The 25763-nt window shown below is 64.6% G+C and carries 28 protein-coding genes, 1 tRNA gene and 1 pseudogene; 13 read left to right on the forward strand and 17 right to left on the reverse strand.

Annotation, left to right across the window (positions count from 1 at the left end):
- The gene (locus CIHUM_RS05080; protein WP_034999882.1) at positions 1-687 is read right to left on the reverse strand and encodes an IclR family transcriptional regulator; all 687 of its coding nucleotides are present in this window, start codon (positions 685-687) and stop codon (positions 1-3) included.
- A 61-nt stretch (positions 688-748) separates the two neighbouring features.
- On the opposite strand from CIHUM_RS05080, the gene leuC reads away from it, so the two are divergent.
- Entirely contained in the window at positions 749-2170 is a 1422-nt protein-coding gene (gene leuC, locus CIHUM_RS05085) for a 3-isopropylmalate dehydratase large subunit (protein ID WP_034999883.1), read from the forward strand.
- Between the two features lie 12 nt (positions 2171-2182).
- A pseudogene (leuD, locus tag CIHUM_RS05090) lies at positions 2183-2772 on the forward strand (3-isopropylmalate dehydratase small subunit).
- Between the two features lie 12 nt (positions 2773-2784).
- Here leuD and CIHUM_RS05095 read toward each other — a convergent pair.
- From CIHUM_RS05095 to CIHUM_RS05105, 3 genes are read right to left on the reverse strand one after another with little or no spacing between them, the layout of a single operon-like run.
- Positions 2785-3246 (reverse strand): hypothetical protein, encoded by a 462-nt coding sequence (locus tag CIHUM_RS05095; protein WP_034999884.1) that lies wholly within the window; start codon positions 3244-3246, stop codon positions 2785-2787.
- A 5-nt stretch (positions 3247-3251) separates the two neighbouring features.
- The gene (locus tag CIHUM_RS05100; protein ID WP_034999885.1) at positions 3252-3716 is read right to left on the reverse strand and encodes a YbjN domain-containing protein; all 465 of its coding nucleotides are present in this window, start codon (positions 3714-3716) and stop codon (positions 3252-3254) included.
- A gap of 27 nt (positions 3717-3743) precedes the next feature.
- Positions 3744-4754 (reverse strand): NUDIX hydrolase, encoded by a 1011-nt coding sequence (locus CIHUM_RS05105; RefSeq protein WP_034999886.1) that lies wholly within the window; start codon positions 4752-4754, stop codon positions 3744-3746.
- Positions 4755-4856: 102 nt separating this feature from the next.
- Here CIHUM_RS05105 and CIHUM_RS05110 point away from each other — a divergent pair, with 102 nt between their 5' ends.
- Both CIHUM_RS05110 and CIHUM_RS05115 read left to right on the forward strand, forming a co-directional pair.
- Positions 4857-5855 carry an NAD(P)H-dependent glycerol-3-phosphate dehydrogenase gene (locus tag CIHUM_RS05110; protein ID WP_034999887.1) on the forward strand — a complete coding sequence of 333 codons (999 nt, stop codon included), beginning with the start codon at positions 4857-4859 and terminating at the stop codon, positions 5853-5855.
- A 21-nt stretch (positions 5856-5876) separates the two neighbouring features.
- The gene (locus CIHUM_RS05115) at positions 5877-6917 is read left to right on the forward strand and encodes a D-alanine--D-alanine ligase family protein (protein WP_034999888.1); all 1041 of its coding nucleotides are present in this window, start codon (positions 5877-5879) and stop codon (positions 6915-6917) included.
- 116 nt (positions 6918-7033) lie between these two features.
- Here CIHUM_RS05115 and CIHUM_RS05120 read toward each other — a convergent pair whose 3' ends face one another.
- Together CIHUM_RS05120 and CIHUM_RS05125 are read right to left on the reverse strand one after the other, a co-directional pair.
- On the reverse strand, positions 7034-8752 hold the full coding sequence (locus CIHUM_RS05120; protein ID WP_273680163.1) for an IS3 family transposase: 1719 nt from the start codon (positions 8750-8752) through the stop codon (positions 7034-7036).
- A 104-nt stretch (positions 8753-8856) separates the two neighbouring features.
- On the reverse strand, positions 8857-9783 hold the full coding sequence (locus CIHUM_RS05125; protein WP_034999889.1) for a DUF3515 domain-containing protein: 927 nt from the start codon (positions 9781-9783) through the stop codon (positions 8857-8859).
- A gap of 34 nt (positions 9784-9817) precedes the next feature.
- On the opposite strand from CIHUM_RS05125, the gene CIHUM_RS05130 reads away from it, so the two are divergent.
- Genes CIHUM_RS05130 through CIHUM_RS05160 form a run of 7 tightly spaced genes read left to right on the forward strand, consistent with a single transcriptional unit; the run spans position 9818 to position 16901 of the window.
- Entirely contained in the window at positions 9818-10780 is a 963-nt protein-coding gene (locus tag CIHUM_RS05130) for a thiamine-phosphate kinase (protein ID WP_035000007.1), read from the forward strand.
- Complete coding sequence (locus CIHUM_RS05135) at positions 10780-11421, forward strand: uracil-DNA glycosylase (protein ID WP_243427178.1); 642 nt, start codon at positions 10780-10782, stop codon at positions 11419-11421. Before CIHUM_RS05130 ends, CIHUM_RS05135 begins: the two co-directional genes overlap by 1 nt.
- A 24-nt stretch (positions 11422-11445) precedes the next feature.
- Positions 11446-12978 carry a DAK2 domain-containing protein gene (locus CIHUM_RS05140; RefSeq protein WP_034999891.1) on the forward strand — a complete coding sequence of 511 codons (1533 nt, stop codon included), beginning with the start codon at positions 11446-11448 and terminating at the stop codon, positions 12976-12978.
- On the forward strand, positions 12979-15081 hold the full coding sequence (locus CIHUM_RS05145) for an ATP-dependent DNA helicase RecG (protein WP_034999892.1): 2103 nt from the start codon (positions 12979-12981) through the stop codon (positions 15079-15081).
- A gap of 18 nt (positions 15082-15099) precedes the next feature.
- On the forward strand, positions 15100-15690 hold the full coding sequence (gene rsmD / locus CIHUM_RS05150; RefSeq protein ID WP_035000008.1) for a 16S rRNA (guanine(966)-N(2))-methyltransferase RsmD: 591 nt from the start codon (positions 15100-15102) through the stop codon (positions 15688-15690).
- Complete coding sequence (gene coaD / locus CIHUM_RS05155) at positions 15691-16167, forward strand: pantetheine-phosphate adenylyltransferase (protein WP_034999893.1); 477 nt, start codon at positions 15691-15693, stop codon at positions 16165-16167.
- A complete protein-coding gene (locus CIHUM_RS05160) occupies positions 16167-16901 on the forward strand; it encodes a sulfite exporter TauE/SafE family protein (protein WP_034999894.1) in 735 nt (244 codons plus the stop codon). The genes coaD and CIHUM_RS05160 overlap by 1 nt, the downstream gene beginning before the upstream one ends.
- Here CIHUM_RS05160 and CIHUM_RS05165 read toward each other — a convergent pair.
- From CIHUM_RS05165 to CIHUM_RS05200, 8 genes are all read right to left on the reverse strand, one after another.
- Positions 16898-17671: an amino acid ABC transporter ATP-binding protein gene (locus tag CIHUM_RS05165; protein WP_034999895.1), complete on the reverse strand. Its 774-nt coding sequence runs from the start codon at positions 17669-17671 to the stop codon at positions 16898-16900. The two genes, CIHUM_RS05160 and CIHUM_RS05165, sit on opposite strands and share 4 nt — an antisense overlap.
- The gene (locus tag CIHUM_RS05170; RefSeq protein WP_051106483.1) at positions 17671-18636 is read right to left on the reverse strand and encodes an amino acid ABC transporter permease; all 966 of its coding nucleotides are present in this window, start codon (positions 18634-18636) and stop codon (positions 17671-17673) included. The genes CIHUM_RS05165 and CIHUM_RS05170 overlap by 1 nt, the downstream gene beginning before the upstream one ends.
- Before the next feature lie 2 nt (positions 18637-18638).
- Positions 18639-19538 carry an ABC transporter substrate-binding protein gene (locus CIHUM_RS05175; protein ID WP_034999896.1) on the reverse strand — a complete coding sequence of 300 codons (900 nt, stop codon included), beginning with the start codon at positions 19536-19538 and terminating at the stop codon, positions 18639-18641.
- Positions 19539-19654: 116 nt separating this feature from the next.
- Positions 19655-20290 (reverse strand): hypothetical protein, encoded by a 636-nt coding sequence (locus tag CIHUM_RS05180; RefSeq protein ID WP_034999897.1) that lies wholly within the window; start codon positions 20288-20290, stop codon positions 19655-19657.
- Between the two features lie 22 nt (positions 20291-20312).
- On the reverse strand, positions 20313-21521 hold the full coding sequence (locus CIHUM_RS05185; RefSeq protein ID WP_148363856.1) for an MFS transporter: 1209 nt from the start codon (positions 21519-21521) through the stop codon (positions 20313-20315).
- Positions 21518-21973, reverse strand: coding sequence for a MarR family winged helix-turn-helix transcriptional regulator (locus tag CIHUM_RS05190; protein ID WP_051106484.1), 456 nt, complete (start codon positions 21971-21973; stop codon positions 21518-21520). The genes CIHUM_RS05185 and CIHUM_RS05190 overlap by 4 nt, the downstream gene beginning before the upstream one ends.
- A gap of 84 nt (positions 21974-22057) precedes the next feature.
- On the reverse strand, positions 22058-22564 hold the full coding sequence (locus CIHUM_RS05195; RefSeq protein ID WP_222859742.1) for a hypothetical protein: 507 nt from the start codon (positions 22562-22564) through the stop codon (positions 22058-22060).
- Entirely contained in the window at positions 22561-22770 is a 210-nt protein-coding gene (locus CIHUM_RS05200; RefSeq protein ID WP_034999899.1) for a helix-turn-helix transcriptional regulator, read from the reverse strand. Before CIHUM_RS05200 ends, CIHUM_RS05195 begins: the two co-directional genes overlap by 4 nt.
- 118 nt (positions 22771-22888) lie before the next feature.
- On the opposite strand from CIHUM_RS05200, the gene CIHUM_RS05205 reads away from it, so the two are divergent.
- Entirely contained in the window at positions 22889-23470 is a 582-nt protein-coding gene (locus tag CIHUM_RS05205) for a hypothetical protein (protein ID WP_074432053.1), read from the forward strand.
- A 376-nt stretch (positions 23471-23846) separates the two neighbouring features.
- Here the strand turns inward: CIHUM_RS05205 and CIHUM_RS05210 are convergent, their stop codons facing one another.
- The gene (locus tag CIHUM_RS05210; RefSeq protein ID WP_034999900.1) at positions 23847-24254 is read right to left on the reverse strand and encodes a hypothetical protein; all 408 of its coding nucleotides are present in this window, start codon (positions 24252-24254) and stop codon (positions 23847-23849) included.
- A gap of 285 nt (positions 24255-24539) precedes the next feature.
- Here CIHUM_RS05210 and CIHUM_RS05215 point away from each other — a divergent pair, with 285 nt between their 5' ends.
- Positions 24540-24806, forward strand: a complete 267-nt coding sequence (locus tag CIHUM_RS05215) for a hypothetical protein (RefSeq protein ID WP_034999901.1) — start codon at positions 24540-24542, stop codon at positions 24804-24806.
- A gap of 271 nt (positions 24807-25077) precedes the next feature.
- Here the strand turns inward: CIHUM_RS05215 and CIHUM_RS05220 are convergent, their stop codons facing one another.
- Both CIHUM_RS05220 and CIHUM_RS05225 read right to left on the reverse strand, forming a co-directional pair.
- On the reverse strand, positions 25078-25422 hold the full coding sequence (locus CIHUM_RS05220) for a hypothetical protein (RefSeq protein ID WP_148363857.1): 345 nt from the start codon (positions 25420-25422) through the stop codon (positions 25078-25080).
- A 233-nt stretch (positions 25423-25655) separates the two neighbouring features.
- Positions 25656-25729: transfer RNA gene (locus CIHUM_RS05225), tRNA-Leu, on the reverse strand.
- Positions 25730-25763: the final 34 nt, after the last annotated feature.

Here is a 25763-nt window from a genome sequence, read left to right on the forward strand (position 1 = left end):
CTACAGTTCCCCCTCAAGCTGCTTCCTCGCAGCAAGCAGCTCCTTGCCCCACTTGTCCGCCGGCGAGGGCTTGAGCCGCTCGGCCGGACCGGAGATGGACAGCACGGCCACCAGCGCGCCGTCCGGTTGGAACACCGGCGTGGACACCGACGCGAGCCCGACTTCGCGCTCTGCGACGGACTCGGCGAAGCCGTCGTCACGCACCTGCTTGAGTTCCGCGTCCTTGAAGGGCGCGTCGACAGGGGCGTAGGCGGCGAACACGCGGGCGGCGGAGCCTGCGGTGAGGGTCAGGTGGGAGCCGACCGGGACCACGTTGTGCAGGCCGCTTTCGGGCTCCTCGGCGGCGATGCAGGTGCGCGTGGTGCCGGTGAGCTGGTAGAGCTGGGCGGACTCGCCGGTGGCCTCGACGAGGCTACGAAGCACCGGGGCCGCGGCTGCGAGCAGTCTCGGCGACGGCCCGCCGGTGTAGCTGGGCAGCGCGGGCCCAAGCGACCATTCGCCGCGTTCGTTGCGGGCGAGCACATGGTGCACTTCGAGTGCCGTGGCGATGCGGTGTGCGGTGGCCCGGGGCAGCTCGGCGGCGTCGCTGAGCTCTGCGAGCGATTTGTCGCCGCTGGCTACCGCGGCCACGATTGCCACTGCGCGGTCGAGCACTTTAATGCCGGATCCTTCGTTATACTGTCTCACAGTTCGAATCCTATCATCTCATTATGTGGGAAGGTAGGGGGGAAACGCGAAGGAGTTTGCTATGGCGGAGACACCGTTGACGTTGGCGGAGAAGGTGTGGCGCGACCACGTGGTCAAGCAGGGCGAAAACGGCGAGCCCGACCTCATCTTCATCGATTTCCAGCTCCTGCACGAGGTCACCTCACCGCAGGCGTTTGAGGGGCTGCGCTTGGCAGGCCGCAAGATGCGGCATCCGGAGCTGCACCTGGCCACCGAAGACCACAACGTGCCCACCGAAGGGATCGTCTCCGGCGAGCTGCTCGAAATTTCGGAGCCGACCTCTCGCACCCAGGTGGCCACGCTGCGCAAGAACTGCGAGGAATTCGGCGTGACCCTGCACCCGATGGGCGACGTCAAGCAAGGCATCGTGCACACCGTCGGCCCGCGGCTGGGCATCACCCAGCCGGGCATGACCATCGTGTGCGGCGACTCGCACACCTCCACCCACGGCGCGTTCGGCTCCATTGCCATGGGCATCGGCACCTCCGAGGTGGAGCACGTCATGGCCACCCAGACCCTGCCGCTGAAGCCGTTTAAGACCATGGCCGTCGAGGTCACCGGCGAGCTGCAGGAAGGTGTCACCGCGAAGGATCTGATCCTGGCGATCATCGCCAAGATCGGCACAGGCGGCGGCCAAGGCCACATTATCGAGTACCGCGGCGAGGCCATCGAGAAGATGTCCATGGAAGCGCGCATGACCATCTGCAACATGTCCATCGAGGCAGGTGCGCGAGCCGGCATGGTCGCGCCCGACCAGAAGACCTTCGACTACGTCGAAGGCCGCGAGTACGCCCCGACAGGCGCCGACTGGGACGCCGCAGTGGAGTATTGGAAGACACTGCCCACCGACGAGGGCGCCAAGTTCGACACCGTGGTGGAGATCGACGGCGCAGCACTCACCCCGTTTGTCACCTGGGGCACCAACCCCGGCCAGGGCCTGCCCCTGGGTGAGCGAGTGCCGGATCCAGAGGACTTCACCGACGAGACCTCCAAGCAGGCCGCCGCCAAGGCGCTCAACTACATGGACCTGACCCCGGGCACCCCGCTGCGCGACATCGCCATCGACACCGTGTTCTTAGGCTCGTGCACCAACGCCCGCATCGAGGACCTGCGCGCCGCCGCCGAGGTGGTCAAGGGCCGCTCCATCGCGGGAAACACCCGCATGCTGGTCGTGCCCAGCTCCACGCTGGTCAAACAGCAAGCGGAGCAGGAAGGCTTGGACAAGGTCTTCACGGACTTTGGCGCCGAGTGGCGCACTGCCGGGTGCTCGATGTGCCTGGGCATGAACCCGGATCAGCTGAAACCGGGGGAGCGGAGTGCGTCGACAAGCAACCGCAACTTCGAAGGACGCCAAGGACCCGGCGGGCGCACCCACCTTGTCTCCCCGCTGGTCGCCGCGGCGACCGCTGTCACCGGCCACCTCGCTAGTCCCGCCGACCTGTAAAGGAGCACTCAGATGGAGAAATTCACCACCCACACCGGTGTCGCCGTGCCGCTGACGCGCTCGAACGTGGACACCGACCAGATTATTCCGGCGCGCTACCTCAAGCGCGTGACCCGCACCGGCTTCGAAGACGGCCTGTTTTCCAACTGGCGCGAAAACGAACCCGGATTTGTGCTTAACCAGGACGCGTACAAAACGGATCCGTGCTCTTCGCCGGGCCCGACTTCGGCACCGGCTCCTCGCGCGAGCACGCCGTGTGGGCGCTGATGGACTACGGCTTCCGCGCCGTGTTTAGCCCCCGCTTCGCCGACATCTTCCGCGGCAACTCCGGCAAGGCAGGACTGCTCGCCGCGAACCTGCCCGAAAACGACATCGAACTGATCTGGAAGCACTTAGAGCAGCACCCGGGAGAGGCCGCCACCGTGTCGCTGGAAGACCGCACGGTCACCGTCGGCGACAACACCTTCGTCTTCGAGGTGGACGACTACACCCGCTGGCGCCTGATGGAAGGCCTCGACGATATTGGCCTGACGCTTCGCGGCGAAGACGATATCGAGGCCTTCGAAGCACAACGGCCGGCGTTCAAGCCGGCCGTGCGATAAAAGGGAGAAGCGCTAGTCCTGCGGCGCTTCCTCGTCGAGGCGCTGGGTGACCTCCGGCGCGAACTCCGCGAGGAAGTCACGCGAAGCGGTCACCACGCCCTGGATGCCGGTGAGGATGTGGGACTCGAACTGGGCGTCGGTGTACTCCCAGTGGCCGGGCAGGCTGTAGGCCACGCCCAAGGCGGTGACGCCGCGCTCCTCGTCCTTCAAAGCGGTGACGGTGGGGTATGCCTTGGTGTAGTTGTACTGCTCGGCCCAGTTGCGAATGTCCTCGTAGCGGTCCGCGCCGATGGAATCCACCGCGACCGAGGAAATCACGTTGATGTTCGGGGCGATGTGCGCGATTTCCAAGCCGATGCGGGAAAAGCCGGTGCGGATGGCAAACTCGCTTGCCTCGTCAAACTGCCAGCCCTGCTTGGCAAAGACGTCCTTGACGCGCTGGATGGACAGGGGCTTTAAGGTGTCGTTGCTCATGGGTGTTACGCCTCCTTAGCGCCGTCGTTGAAGGATTCTTCGAGGCCCGGGAAGGTCTCGCGCAGCTGGCCGGCCACGTGGTGGATGGCGGAGAAGAAGTACTCGCACATCTCGCGCAGCTGCGTGTCAGCGAAGCCGTCGCCGGAGAAGAACGGCGCCTCCATGATCGCGATGGCGGTGCCATCCTGGCGCAGCACCGGGTGCACGCGCACCAGCGGCAGGGTGCGGTTCATCACGTTGGCGAACTCGCGAAGCTTCTCGACGTCCTCCGGTTGATCCACAACCGCCATCCACCTGGACGTGGCCTTGAACCCCTCGCGTTCGACCTCGAAGAAGACCACCAGGCCGGGAAAGGCGGTGCGGCACTCGCCGCCGTCTTCGCGGAAGTATTTCAGATCCATCGCCTCCAGGGTGGACGCGATGCGTTCCTGCGTCACTGGCGGGAAGGCGGTGGGGGTGGGGGAAGTCATAAGAAAAATCCGTTCCTTTCTTTTTCGCTACAGCACCGGCAGTGCGGACGGGACGTAATCGGCGCCGGTGAGCTGGCCCTCGTTAAAGCTCAGCACCCACACGGAGCCCTTCTTCGCGCGGATCTCGGTGTCGATGGGCAGGGTGCCCTGCGCGGACAGCCAGGCGATCATGCCCGGGATGACATCGCCCTGAGCACAGACCACGGAGGTGCCGCCCTGCTCAATCACCTCGGTGAAGGCGCGCTGCGCGCCGACCATGTCGGACAGCCAGGCATCGTCGCCGAAGCGCGCATCTACGGCCACGTCGATGCCAAGCTCGTCTGCAAGCGGGGCGACGGTGGTCTGGCAACGCTCCGGTGCCGCGGAGTAGATCCGCTCCGGGGAGAATGCGCTGAGTAGCGGGACCAGCATCTCGGATTGGCGGCGGCCCTTCTTGTCCAACGGGCGCAGGTTGTCGTCGCCGGACCACTTCTCACGCTCGTGCGCGCGGGCGTGGCGCACGTACAGCACGCGCGCGGTGGCCGGGGTGGCGAAGCGCTTCTTTGCCTTTTGCAGCACCTGGCGGTCCAGGTCGTAGGTCATCAGCTCGCAGGCGTCGTCGAGAGGCAGCCAGCGGATCTCGTCCACCTCGTCGTTGGGCTCGAACTCGCCGCCGGTGACCTCGCCGGTCCAGTAGTAGACCACCTTCGTGGTCTTCTTCACCGGGTAGACCGTCTTGCCCAGCAGCTTGCCCAGGCGCACGTCGAAGCCGGTTTCTTCCTTGATCTCGCGCACCGCGGTCTGCACCAGGGACTCGTCCGGGTCCAGCTTGCCCTTGGCCAAAGACCAGTCGTCGTAGTGCGGGCGGTGGATGCACGCCACCTCCAGCGAGTCAGGTTGAGCCAGGTCACCGCGCCACAGCACCGCGCCGGCGGCAAGCGTGGTGCGCTTGAACTCGCTTTGCGGGTTGTTGGGGATTTCCTGCAGGCGCCCGGTGAGGAACATCTCGCCGCGGGTGTCCTTGTCCTGCTCGTGCAGTTGGCGGTCGTCATTTGGCATACATTCCATTGTGACGCAGACTCGGCGGGCGCGCTACGTCCGGGCAGGGTCCGGGCGGGGTGGTACGTTGTAGCGGTTGAAAAACGCTGGGAGGACGCACTGATGGTCAACGTAGCAGTACTGGGCGCCGGTTCCTGGGGGACCACCCTTGCCAAAGTGTTCGCGGACGCGGGCAACCCCGTGAGCCTGTGGGCACGGCGCGAGGAGCTCGCACGCACAATCCAGGACACCCGGGAAAACCCCGACTACCTGCCCGGCATCGAACTCCCGGCGGCGATTCAGGCCACCTCGAAGGCCGCCGAGGCGCTGGAGAACGCGGCGATAGTCGTCTTCGGCGTGCCCAGCCAGACCATGCGAGATAACCTCACCCGCTGGGCGCCGCACTTGCCTAGCGACGCCACGCTGGTCTCCATCTCCAAAGGCGTCGAATCCGGCACACACTTGCGCATGAGCGAAATCATCGCGGAAGTCACCGGGGTAGAAAACGAGCGCATCGCGGTGCTGACCGGGCCGAACCTCTCGCGCGAGGTCGCAGAGGAACAGCCGGCCGCGACCGTGATCGCCTGCGCCGACGAAAACCGCGCCAAGCTGGTCCAGGCCGCGTGCGCCACCAGCTACCTGCGCCCATACACCAACACGGACGTGGTGGGCTGCGAGATCGGCGGCGCCACCAAAAACGTCATCGCGCTCGCCTGCGGCATGGCCGCCGGCCAGGGGTTGGGAGACAACACCCAGGCCACCCTGATCACCCGCGGCCTGGCGGAGATCACCCGACTCGGCGCGGCGCTCGGGGCGGACGCACGAACCTTCGCCGGCCTTGCGGGCATGGGGGATCTGGTGGCCACCTGCGCCTCCCCGCTGTCGCGCAACCGCACGTTCGGCGCCGCGCTGGGAGGAGGCGCCACGATGGACGAGGCCCGCGCCGCCACCAAAGGCCAGGTCGCGGAGGGTGTGGTGTCCTCGCGCAGCATCTTCCAGCTCGCGGAAGAGCACTCCGTGGAGATGCCGATTACCCAGGGCGTGTTTTCGGTGTGCCACGAGGGCATGAAGGTCGCGGACGTCATCGCCGCGCTGATGGGTCGCAGCAAGAAAGCGGAGTAGCGCCCGGTAGGCTAGCTCCCCGTGATCCGCATAGCTGTTTTGTACGGTGGCATGTCCACCGAGCACTCGATTTCCTGCATCTCCGCCGACTCGGTTATGTCGCATATGCCCGCCGAGTACGAGGTGGTTCCCATCGGCATCACGCAGGAAGGTGTCTGGGTTGAGGGTGTGGCGAATCCGGCTCAAGGGGCGGAGCTTCCCGTGGTCAAGCCTGGGCGCGAAGTTGCGCTCTCATTGAACCCGCAGCGCAAGGGATTGCTTTACGACGTCACCTCCGGCGAGACCATCACCACCATCGACGCCGTCTTCCCAGTGCTGCACGGCAAATACGGCGAGGACGGCACAGTCCAAGGCCTGCTCGAGATGGCAGGGGTGCCGTACGTCGGCCCGGGCGTGCTGGCGTCCGCGTGCGGGATGGACAAGGAGTACACGAAGAAGCTCGTTGCCGCGGTTGGCATCCCGGTCACGCGCGAGGTGATCCTGGACGGCGCGCGCGAGCTGACCGAAGCGGAGCGCTCACATCTTGGTCTGCCCGTGTTTGTGAAGCCGGCCAACGGCGGGTCTTCTATCGGCGTGTCCAAGGTGACCAGCTGGGATGCGCTGCCGGACGCGGTGTCGCTTGCGCTCGAGTCCGACGGCAAGGTCATCGTGGAGGCCGAGCTGGTTGGCGACGAGGTGGAAGTTGGCGTGCTTGAGCGCCCCGACGGCACCATCGCCGCATCCGTGCCCGCCAAGCTCAACGGCACCGAGGACTCCGCTGAGGGCTTCTATGGCTTTGAGACGAAGTACCTCGAAGAAGGTGTCACCGCCACCATCCCGGCACCGTATTCCGACGAGTTGATCGCCCAGCTGCAGGACATGGCGGTGACGTGCTTCCACGCGCTGGATTGCAAGTCGCTCGCGCGCGTGGACTTCTTCGTCACCGACAACGGGCCGGTGCTCAACGAGATCAACACCATGCCCGGCTTCACCGCGATTTCCATGTACCCGCAGGTGTGGGCCGCCACGGGTGTGGACTACCCGCAGCTGCTGGACACCCTGATCCGCACCGCGCTGCGCTAGGGGGTGTTTAGGGGCGCCACCTCGCCCGCCAAATCCAGCTACAAGGATCCAGCTATTGGCTTCTCAGGGGCTGCGGACAAAATCTTGGAGTGCGTTTGGGGGACTTTGTCTCGTTGTTATGCACTCAGTGCTTGTCGGTGTTCGGCGATGGTGGTGTACCCGTCGCCGAGTGTCGACTTCAATCGTCTGTGGATGTAGAAGTCGATGTAGGTGTCAATATAGTCGCGCATCTGCGCCACCGTCATCGTTGACACCACAGGTCTGCCTTTGAGCAGTTCCTGTTTCATCGTGCCGAAGAACCCTTCGGTGCGCGCATTGTCGCCGCTGGTGGCTTTGCGTGACAGTGACGGGATGTAGCGCCACCGGTTGTCACACCACGCATCGGCCTGGCAGTCCGGGCAATCCAGGCTGTTGTGGGCGTGGTTGGTAATCAGGCTGACCCAGCGTGGGCTGCGGTAGAGCCCACCGCGGTCGGAATGGATGATTGGTTGCGCACCGTCGGGTTTTAGCTTGTCGATTCGCGCGATCATCTCGGCGACAAGATCGTGATTCGGTGACGTCGACATGGTCACTGCAATCGGCATCCCGTCGTAGAAATCGATCGCTGCCGACAGGAACAACTTCCCGTCTGGGCAGTGGATTTCGGTGACATCAGTGCCGATTTTCTCCCACGGCGCATCCGCGTGGAAATCGTGGGTAAGCCCTTTGGCGTCGGCGTGGTCGGTGAAGTACTGCGACGGTTCGATCACCGGGCGGGCCACATCCGAATCCCGGTCATCGTCGGTGCCGTCGGTTGGGGTGATCAGTAGCAGGTTTGCTGGCTTGTGGTCGGTTTCACCGGTGTAGGAGGAGTACTTGCCCGACGCCTTCGCTGGCGGGCGGCACCCCAGATCCGCCATGAGGGTGCGCACGATCTTTTCCGACACCGTATGCCCCATGATCTTCAACCAGGCGTGGATGCGTCGGTATCCGTAGCTTTGTCCGGATTCGGCCGCTGCCTGCAAGATCAATGGTTTAAGTGCAGCGCGGCGCTGTTCGCGCTGTTGCACCACCTTCGTGTGTTTGTGTCGGTGGTAGTAAAACGTCGACTGCGCAATCCCGACTACCGCGCATGCTTGCGCGATGGAAAACCCGTGGGCGTCCGTGAGGGCAACCACCACAGCGGCTTTCGCCGCGGTGGACAGCTCACCGTCACGGACGTCGTCTTTTCCCCGCGGCTCACCATCGCTCATGAGCACTTGGATAATGGCGTCTTTGACCGTTTCCCGGTCACGCATCTCAACAATGAGCTTTTTCAGCTCGTCCATGTCACTGGGTAAATCAGCGATATCGTCTACCGGACCAGGCCCCGGCAGCCACTCGTTGACTGGCCGTGGTGGTCGTTTCGCATCGGCTGCCTTATCGACTCGCTGCTGCTGATGGTTGCGTTGGACTTTGCGTTGCTTGCTCACGCGTTCCATTGTCGCCGCATAGGCCTCGTCGAATGTCATCGACGCTGCCAAAACGCGTTCGTCATCGTCGGGCCAATACCGCTTCGTCCAGGTCAGCGCCGCGGTGTCGTTGACGTCGAACTCCACAGCGATGTCACGCACCGTCGCCTGTGAGGTCAACCTGCGTGCGACAACTTTTGCGATGGTCTCAGCGTCGTAGGCGCGTCTGGCACCGTCAAAGCTCTGGCCGCGGCGCTTGGCTGCAACCCAGTTGCCGACCGTGTCTACCGACGGTCGGCGACCACACGCGTCTTCAGCCCAGTCGCAGGCCTCACGGGCAGACGACCCAGCCAAAAACCTCTCAACCGCACCATCGCGGATATCAGATGGAAACCCTGCGGGCATCGGAATACCTTCCAGCCCCCAACACTCCAACTTTTTGTCCGCGCTCCCTCAGAGCCGATTAGCTGGGTCCTAGTAGCTGGATCCACGCGATCGGTGGCGCGGAGTTACGCCTGCGCGGTGTGCTCGGCGATGAGGTTGGTCAGGTTCGTGATCGCCTCGTTGCTCTCCGCCTGCGGCAGCGACGCCGCCACCTGCACGTCGCGGCCCATCGCGTACCAGGTGGAGGCGGTGGTGCCGTTGGCCAGCTTCACGTCCTCGAACCACGGCACGCCGTTGATCTGGTCCAGGCGCGCGCCCGGGCCGTAGTTTGCCGGGTCGGCGACTCCGCAGCGCAGCACGATCGAGTCTTGGCCTGCGGCGGACCAGGCCACGGTCTGCTCACTCACGGCGTCGACGCGGGTGTAGCCCTCGGCGATGGATTCGGGGGCCGCGGCGAGCAGGCTGTCGCACTTGCTGGAATCGCCGGCGGCGAGGTCGGCGAGCGGGGCGGGGCGCTGCTCGGGGGCGGGGCCGGTCAGCGCGGCGGTGTCGATGCCGGAGACGGGGGCGGTGCCGTCGCGAAGCTGCTGCGTATCGGCGGTGACGGCGAGGACGGGGGAGCGGTCCACAGTGAACCAGGTGGCCAGGGTGGAGCCCGGGGTGGCGTCGTTGACGCGCAGCCAGCGGGCCCCGTCGATGTCCTCGGTCTGAGCGTACGGGGTGTACTGCGCGGGCGCGTCCACGCCGCAGCGCAGGGTGATGCGCTCGGTGGAGGAGGCCTGCCACGCGGCGGCGCCCTCGGGGGCGGGCTCGGCCAGTTCGGCGCGTTTGAGGTTTGCGAGGGTGGACGGGAGGGCGTCGATAAGCGATGTGCACTCCGCGGAAGACGCCTCGGGCGCAGGCAGCTGCGTCATCGCCACCGGCTGCAACGCAACGCGGTTGAAGAACACGCGCGCGCCGACGAGCACGCCGAGCACCAGCGCCACCGCCAGCCCAAGACTGACGTAGATGGTGGTGCGATTAAATTGAGCATCATGCGCCGTGGAACCCATGGCGGCTGAGTCTAGTGAAAGGGTGCGCGCAGACGTGATCGAGACAGGCTTTCCCACCGGCGGGCCGACACTGGGCGAGCTCGGCGAGCGCGAAGTCATCGCGCTCATCCGCGCCCAGGCACCGTCCCCGCTCAACGGCGACGACGCCGCGGTGCTCACCCAAGCGGCGCCGAACTCCCGCGTGGTGGCCAGCACCGACATGCTTGTGCAGGACCGCCACTTCACCGCGCAGACCACCACGCCCTACCTGCTGGGGCGCAAAGCGGCGCTGCAGAACTTCGCGGACATCGAGGCGATGGGGGCGCGCCCGATCGCGGCGTTGATGGCAGTCTCTGCGCACCCGGATACCCCGGCGAAAGTGCTGGAGGAGCTGGCGCGCGGAGTGGGCGAGATGGCGTCGGACTACGCCTGCGAGCTCGTCGGCGGCGACGTCACGGGCGGCGACTACCTGGTGGTGTCCGTCACCGCCATGGGGGCGCTCGGCGGCAACCGCCCGCCGCTGACCCTGGACGGGGCGCGCCCGGGTCACCGCGTGATCGCACATGGGCGCATCGGCTACTCCGCCGCGGGGCTGGCGCTGCTGCAGGCTGGCGTGGACATCCCGTCCCAGCTAGAGCCGCTGGTCGCCGCGCACCAGGTGCCGGAGCTCACCCCGGGCCGAGGCGTGGTGGCGCGCGCGGCGGGGGCATGCTCCATGACGGATAACTCGGATGGGCTGATCCGGGACATCACCCAGCTTGCGGCCGCGTCGGGTGTGGGCATCGACCTTGCGTCCAACGCGATCGCCCCCGACCAGCTGCTGGTTCAGGCCGGCACGCTGCTCGGCGTGGACCCCTGGGAGTGGGTGCTTGGCGGCGGGGAGGACCACACGCTCATCGGCACCATCGAAGGCTCCGCGCCGGTGGGCTTCCGCTCCATAGGCGCGGTGACCAAGAAGCAAGGCGTGCGTATCGACGGCTCCGCGCCCGCCACCGACACAGGATGGGAGAGCTTTTAATGTTGCCCGTACACGAATCTTGGCAGGCGCCCCTGGCGCCGGTGGAAGATCAGATCCACGCCATGGGCGATTTCCTGCGCGCCGAGGGCAGCTACCTGCCGCGCGGCAACGACATCCTGCGGGCGTTTGCGGACCCGTTCGAGGATGTGCGCGTGCTCATCCTGGGCCAGGACCCGTACCCGACACCGGGGCATCCGATGGGGCTGGCGTTTTCCACCCAGCCCGGGGTGGCCGCGCCGCGCTCGTTGGTGAACATTTACAAGGAGCTGCAGGACGATCTCGGCGTCTCGCCGCGCAAGGACGGGGACTTGAGCTCGTGGTCGAAGCAGGGGATCTTGCTGCTGAACAGGGTGCTTACCGTGCGTCCGGGCACGCCGGCGTCGCACCGCGGCAAGGGCTGGGAGGCCGTGACACAGGCGGCGGTCGAAGCACTGGTGGCCCGCGACACCCCGCTGGTGGCCATCCTGTGGGGCCGCGACGCGCAGACGGCCGCGAAGTTTTTGGGCGACACCCCACGCATCGAGTCGCCGCACCCGTCGCCGCTGTCCGCCTCCCGCGGGTTCTTCGGCTCGCGTCCGTTCTCGCGGGCGAATCAGGCGCTGGAAAAGATGGGTGCTCAGGCGGTCAACTGGGCACTCTAAGCGGAACCTGTAAACTCTCTCAGCATGTCTGCATCTCCGCTTTCCGACGGCGCACGCCTGCTCGCATGGGCCCGCCGCGCCTCCGGCGAGCTGGAGCGCAAGCGCGCGGAGATCAACGAACTCAATGTTTTCCCAGTTCCGGACGGTGATACCGGCTCCAACATGGCGCACACGATGGCTGCGGCGGTCGATGCCGCTGCGGAGCTGCCGGACGGCGCGGGCCTGACCGAGGTCGCTGAGGCGCTGGCCGTCGGCGCGGTGCGCGGGGCGCGCGGCAATTCCGGCGTCGTGCTTTCCCAAACCCTGCGCGGCTTCGCCCAGGCCGCCAGCTACGGGGCGACGGAAGGGGAGATGCTCGCCGTCGCGCTCACCAACGCTGTCGGGTTCGTGGACCGCGCCATCGCGGAACCGGTCGAGGGCACCATCATCACGGTGCTGCGCGCCGCCGCCGACGCCGCGCGCCCCAACGCGCACCTCCCGCTTGTCGACGTCGCTGCCGCCGCCACCGCCGGCGCCCAAGACGCACTGCGGCTGACGCAGACCCAACTGCCAGCACTGCACGAGGCCGGCGTGGTCGACGCCGGAGGGGCGGGCCTGGTGGCGGTGCTGGGCACGCTGACGGTTGAAGGGGAAGGCAAGGGGTCGCCGGAGGACGTCGATAGGCAGACGTCCGAAACCCACGGCACCCAGGGCGAACTGGAGGTGATGTTCAGCTTCCGCGGCGACCTTGATGCGCTGAAAAGCGAGCTTGCGGGGCTGGGCGACAGCCTGATTATCGCGCCGCTGAACGATAGCGAGGCCACGGTGCACATCCACTCCCGCAACGCCGGAAAGGTCATCGAGACTGCCTTTTCCGCAGGTGAGGTGAGTGATCTGCGCTTGGAGGTGCTCACGAGCGCGGTTCCGGCCGGCGCGCCGGAACGGTTGATCATCGCGGTGACCCCGCCAGGGTCCGTGACCAGCCTGTACGCCGCCTCCGGGGCGGCGACCGTGGTACCGGGGCCGAACGTGGCGGCGGACATGCTCGACGCGATCACGCGCTCCGGCAGCAACGAAGTGATCGTCCTGCCGAACGGACAGCTGAGCAACAGCGAGCTCGCGGCGGTGGAAAACGCGGCGCGCGCGGTGGAGCAGTCCATCACCATCCTGCCCACGGTGCGGCTGGTCTCCGGCATCGCTGCGCTGTCCGTGCACGACCCGGCGCAGCCGCTGGCCACCGCCGCCTTCACCATGTCCGAAGCCGCCGGCGAGATGCGCACAGCGCTTGCCTTCCGCGCCGAGAAGGGCGCGCTCACCCTGGGCGGCGCGGTGGCGAAGGGCGATGTGGTAGTCACCTCCCGCGGCGAGCACCTCCTCATCGCCGACGAGCCGATGGAGGCCGTCGAGCGCGCCTGCCGCCGCCTGCTCGAACACGGCGGGGAGCAGGTGAGCGTCCTGTTCGACCCGAGCGAGCTGCGCGCGGACGCGCTGGAGGAGCTCGCGGGCAAACTCGGTGTCGACGTGATGGTTTATCCTGCGGACGGACTGCAAGCCTGCGCGGAGATTGGGGTGGAGTAGATGCTGGGTTTCGAGGACGCGCGCCCGCTCAACCTGGTCATTCCGCTCAAACAGGCCAAGGCGATAGGCAAGCACCTCGATATCCACACCTGCGGCGAGCTGCTGCGGCACTACCCGAGGCGCTACCTGCACTACGGCACCGGTGCCGACCTCGCCGAGGTGCGCCCGGGCGACACGATTAACGTCATCGGCACGGTCGTGGGCACCGAGCAGTTCACCTCCAAGAAGCAGCCGAAGCGGCCCATTTACAAGGTGCACGTGGACGACGGTCGCCAGGTATTTTTGGCCGCCTTCTTCGGCTCCCACTACGCCCAGCGCGTGCTCAAAGAGGGCCGGCGGGTGATGCTCACCGGCAAGTACGACGTTTTCCGCAACCAGCCACAGCTGTCCCACCCGGACTTCGTGCTTTTAGACGGGCCCACGCAGGCCACCGGCGCGCTGCGGCAGCTCGGCCACTTCGGCGACATCGAACAGATCATGAGCGGCCGCGAGTGGCTGCCCATCTACCCGGCAGTGAAAAACGTCAGCACCTGGACCATCATGGGGGCGGTGCATGCGGTGCTCAAGGAGCTTCCGCCTATCGACGAGCCTCTCGGCTTCACCCCCATCGGGTTTTTGCCCCTGAACTCGGCGGTCCACCAGATCCACGAGCCGGGCCCGCCGGGGCCTGCCCGTGCGCTGGAGCGGCTGAAGTACGACGAGGCGCTGTCCGTGGCGTTGGCGATGGGCGTGCGTCGCGCTGACGCGGAGGCCCGCAGCGCGAAGGCATTGCCGCGCGTGAAAGGCCGCGACCAGGACTTGCTGGTGAAGCGCTTGCCGTTCGCGCTGACCGCCGGCCAAAACGAGGTGGTCGCGGAGATCACCCGCGACATGGCGCGCACCGTGCCCATGAGCCGCCTGCTGCAGGGTGAGGTCGGCTCCGGCAAGACCATCGTGGCGCTGATCGCCATGCTCCAGGCCGTGGACAACGGCGCGCAGTGCGCCTTCCTCGCGCCGACGGAGGTGCTGGTGTTGCAGCACGCCCGTTCCATGACGAAGGTGCTCATGAACGCCGGCCTGCCCACCCGCGTGGTGGCCCTGACCGGGTCGATGACGGCGGCGCAGAAGCAAGACGCGCTGCTGAAAATCGTCACCGGCGAGGCCGACATCGTGGTGGGCACCCACGCGCTGATCCAGGACGGCGTGGAGTTTTTTCGCCTCGGGCTTGTGGTGGTGGACGAGCAGCACCGCTTCGGCGTGGAGCAGCGCGACGCGCTGCGCGCCAAGGCGGGGGATGAAACCCCGCATCTGCTGGTGATGACGGCGACGCCGATCCCGCGCACCATCGCCATGACCGTCTTCGGCGATTTGACCGTGTCCACCCTGCGCGAGCTGCCCGGCGGACGCAAACCGATCCAGTCCGCGGTGGTGCCCGAGTTCAAGGCGCGTTGGGTGGCGCGCGCCTGGGAGAAGATCCGCGAGGAAGTCGCCGCCGGGCACCAGGCGTACGTGGTGTGCCCGCGCATCGACGGTGAAGGCGGCGTGCTCGAGGTCTTCGCCGAACTTGCGTCCACGGAGCTCGAGGGCCTGAACGTGGCGTTTCTGCACGGCCGGATGAAGGGCGAGGAGAAAGACACCGTGATGGCGGACTTCGCCGCCGGCGGGGTGGATGTGCTGGTGGCCACCACGGTGATCGAGGTGGGCGTGGACGTGCCCAACGCGACGGTGATGATGGTGCGCGAATCCGAGCACTTCGGCGTGTCCCAGCTGCACCAGTTGCGTGGGCGCGTGGGCCGCGGCGGCAACCAGTCGCTGTGTTTGTTCCACACGCAGGCGGAGGAAGGTACCCCGTCGTTTGAGCGTGTGACCCAAGTTGCGTCCACCACGGACGGCTTCGCGCTGGCGGAGCTGGACCTGCTCAATCGCCGTGAGGGCGACGTGCTGGGCACGCAGCAGTCCGGCATGCACCGCACGTTGAAGTTGCTCAACCTGGTGGAGGACTTCGAGCTGGTGCGCCGTGCGTACGACGACGCCGCGCGTCTGGTGGCGGACAACCTCGAGTTCGCCCGCGCCGCCACTGCGGATTTCATTCCGGAGGACTTCGAGTATTTGGACAAGAGCTAGGGCGTTAGAGTTGTGGCCATGAACCGCATCATTTCCGGCGAGGCCCGCGGCCGCAAGATCAAGGTGCCGCCAGAGGGCACACGTCCCACCTCAGACCGAGCACGCGAGGGCCTGTTTTCCTCCCTGCAGGTCCGATTCGGGTTCGTGGATATGCACGTGCTTGACCTGTTCGCCGGTTCCGGTGCGCTGGGGCTGGAGGCGGCCTCCCGCGGAGCGGCGGAGGTGGTGCTGGTGGAAAACAACCCGGAGGCCGTGCGCGTCATCGAATACAACGCAGGTGTGGTCGGCCACCCGAATGCGACCATCGAGCCAGTGAAGGCATCGACGTATCTCGCCCGCGCGCCGCGCAACCACTTCGACATCGTGCTCGCGGACCCGCCGTACGAGCTCGCGGATGAGGCCGTCGCGGAAATGGTGGAGGCGCTTAAGCCCGTGCTTCACGACGGCGCCGTGGTCGTCGTCGAGCGCCACCGCGAAAGCCCCGAGACGGCCTGGCCGAAGGAGTTCACCCCGACCGGCCAGAAGTTGAAGAAGCGCCTGTACGGCATCGCGCGCATGGACATGGCCGTGTACTCGAATCCGGAAACTGAAGCAGAGGTGGAGGAGTAAATGACTACCGCAGTGTGCCCGGGCTCGTTCGACCCGATCACGAACGGCCATCTGGACATTGTCACCCGCGCTTCGCGGCATTTCGACGAGGTGGTGGTCCTGGTTACCGGTAACCCGACGAAGACCTCGGGACTGTTTTCCATCGACGAGCGCGTCGAGTTGATCCGCGAGGTTATCGCGCACCTGCCCAACGTGCGCGTGGACAGCTGGGGTGGGCTGCTGGTGGACTACACTTCCGCCCACCACATCACCGCCCTGGTCAAGGGCCTGCGTTCCTCGTTGGACTACGAGTACGAGCTGCCGATGGCGCAGATGAACCGACGCCTGACCGGCGTGGATACCTACTTCCTGCTCACGGACGAGAAGTACGGCTACATTTCCTCCTCGCTGACAAAGGAAGTGGCGAAGTTCGGCGGCGACGTCACTGGCCTGGTGCCGGACACCGTGCGCGAGGCGATGGCGGAGAAGTACCGCTAGTGCTCGTCGCGTTGGGCGTCGGCATTGCCGTCGCGGTGGGCGCGTGCATGCAGCGCATCTCCGGCATGGGCGTGGGGCTGATCGCCGCGCCTGTGCTCTCGCTGTTGCTCGGGCCTGTCGACGGCATCCTGCTGGTCAACCTCCTCGCCGTGATCAACGCTGCGACGAACACCTGGGGCATGCGCGCAGACGTGGACTGGAAAAAGTTCGCTCCGATCGCGCTCGCGCTAGTCTTTGGCGTGGTCCCGGGCACCTGGGTGGTGGCGAACGCGCCGACCAACGTGTTGCTCGTGCTGGTCGGCGCTTTGCTGCTGCTGGCTTTGTCTGTGGTCACGCTGGGCAAACGATACGTGCCGCGCGTGGAGGGTGCGGTGCCGGCGGCGCTGTCAGGTGTGATCGGCGGGTTCATGAACACCCTGGCCGGGGTGGCAGGCCCGGCGATCACGGTCTACGCGGAGGCCGCGCGCTGGCCGCAGCGGGTCTACGCCGCCACGCTGCAGCCGATTTTCTTGGTTGCTGGCACGCTGTCGTTCACGGTGAAGGTGGTCGCCGGCGCCGCGGACGTCGCCGGCATCGAGCCTGCGCTGTGGGTCGCCACGCTGGCCGCTTTGGCGGTGGGCATTGGCGCGGGCAAGCGGCTGGCCCCGCGGGTGCCGTCTACAACCGCGCACCGCATAGCGCTGGGTTTAGCTTTCGCCGGCGGGGCCACAGCGCTGGTGCGGGGGCTTATTTAAAACAGGGTGGACACGAACGCCTTGGTGCGCTCGTGCTGCGGGTTGTCCAGGACCTGCTCCGGGGTGCCGTACTCGATGATCCGGCCGCCGTCCATGAACGCGACCTTGTCGGCCACCTCGCGGGCGAACGCCAGCTCGTGGGTGACCACCAGCATGGTCATGCCCTGCTCGGCGAGCTCGTGCATCACGCGCAGCACTTCGCCGACGAGTTCGGGGTCGAGGGCGGACGTGGGTTCGTCGAAAAGCATGAGCTTCGGATCCATCGCCACCGCACGCGCGATGGCCACGCGCTGCTGCTGGCCGCCGGAAAGCTGGATCGGGTAGGCGTCCGCCTTGCTGGCTAGGCCGACCATCTCCAAAAGCTCCATGGCGCGCGCCTTGGCCTCGTCCACTGGCTGGCCCTTGACGTGCACGGGCGCCTCGATGATGTTGTCCAGCACGGTGCGGTGGCCGAAGAGGTTGAAGCTCTGGAACACCATGCCGATGTCGCGGCGCTGCTTGGCGGCGTCCTTCTCGCTCATCTCGTGCAGCACGCCGCCGCGCTCGTTGTAGCCGATGAGCTCGCCGTCGACGTAGAGGCGGCCGGCGTTGACCTTCTCCAGGTGGTTGACGCAGCGCAGCAGGGTGGACTTGCCGGAGCCGGACGGGCCGATCAGGCAGGCGACCTCGCCGGGGTAGACCTCCAGATCGATGCCTTTGAGCACGTCGAGGTTGCCGAAGGACTTCCACACGTCCACGGCCTGGATCATTGGCTTTTGCTTGACGGTCATTAGCGCTGCCCCTTCTTCTGCGGTTCTTCCACGATTTCAACGTTGTTGGGGATGGTGCCCTCGGCGTCGGCCAGGCTGGCCAGTTGGCGGGAGGTGAGCTGGCGGGTGGCACCCCGGTCGAAGTAGCGCTCCAGGTAGTGCTGCGCCACCATGAGCAGCGAGGTGATCACCAGGTACCAGGTGGCGGCGACCAAAAGCATCGGCACCGGCTCAAACAGCGCGGCGGCGATGTCCATGGAACGGCCGTAGAGCTCCAACGAGTAGGGGATAGCGACCACGAGCGAGGAGGTTTTCAGCAGCGAGATGAACTCGTTGCCGGTGGGCGGGATGATGATGCGCATCGCCTGCGGCAACACGGTGCGGCGCATGGTCTGACTCCAGCTCATACCCAGCGCCTTGGATGCCTCCACCTGGCCCTCCGGCACCGCGGAGATGCCGGAGCGGACGATCTCGGCCATGTAGGCGGCCTCGTTTAAGCCCAGGCCCACCACGGCGAGTGCGAACGCCGAGGAGGTGAACGGGTCCAGCGGGATCTCGGTGAAACCGAGGTTGATCGTGTCGTAGATCGCACCGATTAGGCCCCAGAACATCAGCTGGACGTAGACCGGGGTGCCGCGGAAGATCCACAGGAAGATCCAGCCGACGGTTTTGAACACCGGGTTCGGGCTCATGCGCATCACCGCCAGCAGCACGCCGCCGACCACGCCGAGGAGCATGGCCAGCACTGTGATGGCGATGGTGTGCAGCGCCGCGGTGGCGATGCGGGTGTCCAGAAGGTAGGAGAAGTAGGTGTCCCAGCCGTAGGCGTCGTTACGCGCGGCGCCGATGACAAACCAGACCACCAGCACCACGAGCAGAGCGGCGATCGCCCAGCGGCCCGGGTGGCGCAGCGGCTTGGCCTGGATGCGCTCGGGGCGGGTGCGCTCTTTCTGGCTCGCGGCGTACTTGGAATAGGGGGTGCTCATGCTCACTGTCCTCCCAGAGGTTGTTCATTTTTCAGGGCCTGGTCCAAAAGGCCGGTATCGATGTTCCACTGCTCGAGAATCCGCTCGTAGTCGCCAGTGTCGATGAGGTGCTGCATCGCCGCCGCCATCGCGTCGGCGAGCGGCGAGCCTTTCGGCACCGTGAAGCCGTAGGGGGCTGCGTCGAACATCTCGCCGATCATCTCCATCTCGCCGTCGGAGCGCTCCACGGCCCACGCAGAGACAGGGGAGTCGGCGCTGTAGGCGTCTGCGCGGCCCACCAGCGCGGCCAGGGCGGCGTTATCGGCGGTGTCGAACGCGAGCACCGTGATCGGGTCCTTGCCGGCGGCCTCGCATGCCTCAGACTTCGGGCGCACGTCGTCGGTGTCCGACACCGTTGTGCGCTGCACCGACACGGTGAGCCCGCAGGCGTTATCCGGGTCCACGCCCGAGCCCGGCTGGGCGGCCCACTGCACGCCGGCGTAGAGGAAGTTGACAAAGTCGAAGGACTGGCGGCGTTCCTCGTTGTCCGTGAAACCGGACGCGCCGGCATCCAGGCTGCCTGCCGACACGGCGGGCAGGATCATGGCGAAGTCCATGTCGTCGGCCTGGAAATCCATGCCCATGACGCTGGCGACGGCGCGCGCGAGGTCCAGTTCCACGCCGATGAGCTCGCCTTGCGAGTCCTTGAACTGGAAGGGGGCGAACGGCGGGTTCGTGCCCACGTTGAGCACGCCGTCTGCGGCAACCTCTGGCGGCACCATGGCCGCGATTTCGGGCACAGCGTCCGGGACGATTGGTTCCCAGCCGTCGGGGGTGCCGCCCTCCTCGTTGGTCACGCAACCCGCGAGCAGCGCTGTCGCGCCCAGGCACGCGGCAACGCGTAGGAAGGTGGTGTGTTGCATACCGGCTCCAATACACGATGAATATTTACAATGAATCGTATATTACACCCGGATGCAAATGCTTATCGACGGCCCCAAGGTCACCCCTGGGGCCGTCGAAAAGCAAAGGTTTTTGGCTAGCGCTGCGCCATGCGAACGCCGCGCATGACCAGCTCAATCAGCGAGCCGATGACCAGCAGGCCGAGGAATACTGGGATGAGCACCGAGGTGGCCTGGCTGGAACCTGCGGAGGACTGCGCGAAATCGCCGGTGAAGAAACCGGACGACATCATCGCGGAGCCCTGGGCCTCCTGCTTCCACAGCTCCGCAGGGTTGGCGGTGTCCGGGACGGAGGAATTGCGCGCCCATGCTTGGACGAAATCCTTGCCGTCGCCCTCTTCCATGCCGTCGGTCCACTCGAGGAACATGTCGGAGGAGGAGACCTCCTTCAGCGGGTTCTTCTCCGGGTCGAGGTAGAGCGGATCATTCTCCGGATCATGGTCCAGCGCCTCGAGTCCCGGCGACGGGTCGCCCGGCTTCCGCGGGCCCTTCTTCTTGTTGTCGGTCTTAGAGGAGGAGCTTTCCTCGCTGCTCGAGGAGTTGCCCTCGGCCGAAAGCTGTTCAAACGCGTCCGCGGTCTTGCGGAAAACCTCGGCGTCTTCGGTGTTGATGCCGGTGCCTGCTGGCTTCGTCTGCGAGGTGGCAGACGGCGCGTTCAGGCCTGCAAGGACGAGTGCTCCGGCGGTTACGCCGGCGATGAGAGACTTGCGCATGGGGCGTATCTTAACCAATCCGTTAGAGAATGCGATGCAGAGTCTTGCGGCCTGCAAAGAGGATGAGCAGGGACACCACGAGAGAACCTGCGCCGAACCAGTACGGCACGCCGGCACCCAGAGACGCAGCCAGCGGGCCAGAAACGGCCGGCGCCACCGCGCCGCCGAGGAAGCGCATACCCGAATAGCTCGACGACGCCACGTTTCGCGGCATCTCTGTCGCCTCCATGACAGCTTCAGTCAGCACCGTGTTGAAAACGCCGCTGAAGAAACCCGCGAGGATGACCAGGACCACTACGACGCCCAGCCGGTGAGCGCCGAAGCCAAGGCCCGCCAGGACAGCACTGAAGCCGAGGAGCACGGTCACCACCACCGGGATCAGGCCGAAGGCGCGGGTTAGGCGAGGCGCGATGAACACCGAAGAGACGGCCAGTGCTAGGCCCCAGCCGAAGAAGACGTAGCCCAGCTCAGTCGCGCCGAAGTTGCGCCCGCTTAGCGCGGCAGCTTCCTCAATGGGGTAGGGCGAGTAGGCGAGCAGGGTGAAAAATCCGAAGTTGTAGAAAAACGCCACCAAGCCGAGCGTGAGCAGGGCCGGGTCCCTGGCTGCGGCGAGTCCCGCCGTCAGCGCGACGGGCTCCGGTTTGCGCTCCGCCTTGGCCAGCAGCGTCGCAATCGCGATAAAACCGGCCGCCATGAGCACTGCCGTGCCGTAGAAGGGGGCGCTCCAGCTAATCTCGCCCAGCACACCGCCGACGAGGGGGCCGACGGCCATACCGACGCCGATCGCGGCCTCGTACAGGATCACCGCCTGGCCTGCGTGCCCCGCCGCTGCGCCGACGATGGCCGCTAGCGCCGTCGAGATAAACAGTGCATTTCCTAGCCCCCAGCCGGCGCGGAAGCCGATGATTGCGTCGACCGAACCCGCTGCACCAGATAAGGCAGAGAAGGCGACAATCAGGGCCAAACCGATCAGCAGGGTGGTCTTAACACCGATGCGCGAAGAGATAAACGCGCTGAAGAACATCGCCAGCGCGGTAATAAGCAGGTAGCTGGTAAACAGCAGCATCGTTTGCGTCGGGGAGGCGTCAAGCTCCCGGCTAATCGCCGGCAGAATCGGGTCGACCAACCCGATGCCCATGAACGACACCGCGCAGGCAAAGGCCAGGGCCCACACGGCGACGGGCTGTTTAAGGATTGAAGTGTTTTCCGGTGTGTGCGGCGAGTATGTCACGCGCGACCTCCTTTTCGTTGTTTCAACTCTGCGGTCAGCTCCGGCAGAAGCTCTGCCGCGCGCTTGAGCGTCGCGACGTCCTCCGGCTTCAACGGCTCGAACACAGGGGCCACCGCTTCGGCTGCTGCTGTCCTGTAGCTGCGTAGCACCTCGCGGCCGGCGTCGGTGATGGTCAGCGCTGTTGCGCGGGCATCGTCGTCGGCGGTGTGTCTGGCGGCGTAGCCGTCGTCCACAAGCCGCTTCATGGCCTGGCTCATGGAGGGCTGGCGGATGCCTTCCCGTGCTGCAAGCTCTCCAATCCGGAGCCCCGGCTCGCGCTCGAGGGCCGCAAGCGCGCGCATGGAGACGTTTGAAAGCTCCATGCCGGATGCCTGGTATGCGGCGCGGGTGAAGTGGCTTCCGGCCGCGATGAGCTCAACAGCGAGCGCGGCGAGGTCCTCGTTGGAGTGCATAGGGGGACTGTATAGGTTGCCTATGTATGATAAAACCCCGCAGGCCAGCGAGGTGTGCGGGGTGTGCTCGTGGCGGGGGAGGGGCTAGTCCTCGGCCTCTGCGTCGAGGCGGGCCTGGTCCCGCCGGCGGCGCTTCTTGCTGAATTCATGGCTGGTCACTCCGGCCACCACAGCGCCTACGACGGCACCGACGATTGCGCCGGTAGCGCCCGCGCTGTCAAAGCTGCCCGAGGGATCGAAGCCGCCAGTGGCGATGAGTCCCACCAGCCAGACTGCACACAATGCGATGTAGGTGATGAGTACGCCACGGGGAGTATCACGCAGGCGGATGACTGGTGTGGCGACGTAGTTGCGCATCCACTGCGAGCTCGCCGCACTGCTAATGAGCGGGATTAAAAGCACGATGACCGACCACAGTGCCTGACGGCCAGGCAGCACCCAAGCGAGGATTGCCCCCGCGAGCGCCATGCCGAGCAGGGAGGTGTAAAAGCCCACTGAGTTTGCCTTGTGGTACGTCGCGGCCTCGAACTCGTCGGTGGCGGTGCTGTCGACGTAATTGACGATGGAGTCTCCGAAATTCTTGAACATCATTCCTCCTTGGTTTGGCCAAAGATTTCTTCAACTGACTTTTCAAACTGACGGCAGATGTCGAGCGCTAAGTAGACGGAAGGCGAGTAGTTGCCCCGCTCGATGTTGGCGATGGTCTGCCGGGAAACGCCGACGCGGTCAGCGAGCTCCTGCTGTGACAACTCGTGCCAGCGCCGCCATTTGCGAACCGTGTTGGTGTGGTAGCCCATGTGGCCTCCTTCCGTTTACAAAATGTAAAGCGAAGGACACGGACTGTCAAGCAGGCTTTACATGTCGGTAATGGAACTTGATGATTTGAGCTGTTCAACCGCCCGCTAATCTCGGTGTGTGGCGGATAAAAAGCAGACAAAAACCATTGGCGAGCACCATGTGGCCTCGGAGCTGGCACGCCGCGGTTGGGCGCCGGCCCTCACGCGAGACGGTTTGGAGCGAACGGACATCCTCGCGGTCTTCACTACGCCAGAAAAGCGGCGCATGACCGAAGTGCAAGTGAAGACGGCTCGAGAATCGGGTGCTGGACTGGTCAATTGGCCTTTAGGAGCAGAAACGCAAGGACCAAGACAACATGAGCGGGAGTATTTCGTCCTTGTCGCTGTGCCTGATGACCTTGAATTGCCACCACGAAGCTTCGTGGTGCCCCGTTCCCACATCGCCGCGGCTGCCTGGATGGAGCACATGGATTGGCTTACGGACCCCACCATCGAAGTGGGGAAGAGAAATGCGCCCGTTGACCGCGCAAGGGTGAAATTAGCGACGTTTGAAGGCTACGAAAACCGGTGGGATCTGCTTTTAGTTGATGAAGATGAGGCCCCGGTTTTATTGCCAAGTCGATTTCACGATCTGGCGCAGGACAGGCGTGTGGGGCTGCCACCGCAGCACTCGTGGAATGGGAGGTTGCCCTGGTGGTGATGGAAAAACGAAGCAACGCGCGCGACGGTGCCTCGTGAAAATCTAGTGGGTCTCAGATGGGCTTCTAAATTGAAAACTAGTTGCGACCGTGGGAACCAGTCGCGCTGCCAAGGCACCCCGCCAGCAGCATTTATGCCGGTAACGGGGTGCTACAGGGTGGTTCGGAAAACTCTGTGACAACCGCGAACTCACGTCGGTTCCGGACCTAGTTTCACGATCTTCCGTGTTTAGTTCCAAACCCTACTAGGGCCGGTCCGTAAAAAGTACACCACGCAGTGAAAAATGGTTCGCAAGTCGGCCCGTAAAGCCCCCGGCCAGAGTGTCGCCTCCCACACTGCTGGGGCGTTACCTCTTCTGCCGCTCCTGCGCGCGTTCTCTAGGAGATATTTTGCGGGATCTCCCAATCCTCTATGGGAGATCGGCGTGCGCCCCAATAGTCAATTCCCCACTCTTGAGAGGGGGGAATTGACTCAACTCTCCCGCCGTAGATAAATGTCTTGGGCATGTAATCGCTCTGAGGGATCTTCTCCTGATTTACACGCTGCTCGGGGAGCCACTCAAATGCTCCGATTTGATGCCAGATTTTGTACTGTTTGACGAAGGAAGAGAAATCGCTATAGCCGTAAAGATGTACTAACTCATTTACGGTAAATTCTGCAAAACTATCTTTGTCCTCAAAGAAGCGGATTCGTAGCAGAAGATTCCCGATTGAAGTACGCGGTTGTGACTCGACTAGTTCGTCCAGGCGCCAAATAGGCAGTTCACCTACCGCTAAAATAGTCAAGAACGTCTTCCTTTCACGCTGTCGGTTATCTAAAAATCGGACCTTCCCCCAGCTCCCGCAAACCCCGAAGAGCTTGTTCTACGAAGCTCAGCCGCTCCACCCAGCGTCGCGTTCAACCCTAACAGCACCGCACGCCTTGCGCAGCGCAACTCGTGTTCGAACTCCGCACCTGGGCCCAGTGCGAACAGGCTAGGTTTACTTTTGCCCCTGATTGTGGTGAATGTGCTGGTAGGGGCGTTGTGAAAAGTGCTGCGTTTTATATCGAACGTTCGATATGGTGGGGTTATGATTTCTCACGAATTCGAATTGAAGTACGGCTCTCCCGCCGAGCCGTCAACGCTCGACTTGTCCCGCGAGACCCTGCTAAATGACGCGCAGGAAGCGATTGTGCTGATGAAAAGCGCGGCGAGATTCCTTCGCGTACTCGACGCTGCGGACGGCTGGGATGATCACGATTGGCTGGCGGCGGCGGACGCGCTCGACAACGCTGCCGACGATTGCAGCGACGATGCGGACGTGGAGCAGGCCGCATTGGGCAGCGAGCAGGCGTGACGGGCGGGCGCACCGCGACACAGCCGTCAACGTCGCCGCTTTCGTGCCAATAGCGACAGGTCGCGAAGCGCCGAAAATAGACTTTTACCGTTCATTCGGTAAAGCCTGCGCCGCGCCGCAACTGTTCGGAACGGATACGCGTTGGCGGCGGGTGCCGCAGAGAGCATTATAACCAAGGCTGCCAGAGGGCCATTACAAATTTCTTACTGAAACTCATCATGAGACCATGATGTCCCGTTCTGGTTCACACCCCGAGAACTTAACCTAATGTTCACAGCTTTTTCATCCCCCATTCCCATCCCCCACGATCAGCATCAGGAGAGGGGGGAGCGTAGCAATGGGAAATCTTTGAAGCGTGAAAGTAGTCCGTGAACGGCTTTTGCTCAAGATGCACACATTCCTCAGAGTCCCATTCGAACGATGCCAATTCATGCCAGACCTCAAATTGTAGCCGCAAACAATGCAGATCCTTAAGGCCAAAAAAGCTGCATAGCTCTGAAATCGTAAACTCCGCAACGACTTCATCTTTGTACAGCTTAATCCGAACAACATGATGGTCAACGTCTACCGGTTCGCCACTCTCTAGGTTCCAGAGTGGGGTTTTTAACAATTTCATTAGAGCCTCTTTACTTGGACTCCCCTGTAAAGTCTCCCTGGCACCGTTCCAAGTTAAAGGAATGGGGATGGTGGTGCCACGTTCTATCCAGCGCAACCTCTTGTGGCCAACACACTTCACTCACGTTCCCTTTCAATTAGGGTACAGCCAAATGAGACGCGGACAGTAGTGCCCGAGAACGGGTAACACCCCGCCACCTTGGTTTTAGCTGGTGGCGGGGTGTTGCGAAATTGTGCCCCAGGTGAGACTCGAACTCACACTGGACGGGTTTTGAATCCGTTGCCTCTGCCAATTGGGCTACTGGGGCGTCGCCGGAAAGTATAAAGCAGCGTCGCCCCTGA

Source organism: Corynebacterium ihumii (genome assembly GCF_028609825.1).
GTDB classification, from domain to species: Bacteria; Actinomycetota; Actinomycetes; order Mycobacteriales; family Mycobacteriaceae; genus Corynebacterium; species Corynebacterium afermentans.